General features: G+C 39.2%; 1 protein-coding gene. It reads left to right on the forward strand.

Annotated elements, in window-relative coordinates; genetic code table 11:
* Positions 1 to 314: S1 RNA-binding domain-containing protein (locus tag AAEY83_RS13650; protein WP_351059618.1), on the forward strand; the 314-nt coding region annotated here is incomplete at both ends.

Genomic DNA, 314 nt, shown 5'->3' on the forward strand with positions numbered 1-314 from the left:
TACCAACCGTTACCGACATTATTACTGAGCTTGATAAACCTGGTCGAGATCCTCGACCTGAATTTAAAACAGCTGAGTTTAAAGCCGGTGTTGAAAAAATTAGTGACCTAAAGCCAGGTATGATTTTAGAAGGTGTGGTTTCAAACGTTGCTAATTTTGGTGCGTTTGTTGATGTAGGTGTTCACCAAGATGGTTTAGTGCATATTTCAGCAATCACGAATAAATTTATATCAGATCCGCGTGAAGTTGTTAAAGCTGGTGATATTGTCAAGGTTAAAGTTGTTGAAGTAGACGCTGCACGTAAACGCATAAGC

The organism is Psychrobacter sp. TB20-MNA-CIBAN-0197, assembly GCF_040309765.1.
Classification (GTDB): domain Bacteria; phylum Pseudomonadota; class Gammaproteobacteria; order Pseudomonadales; family Moraxellaceae; genus Psychrobacter; species Psychrobacter submarinus.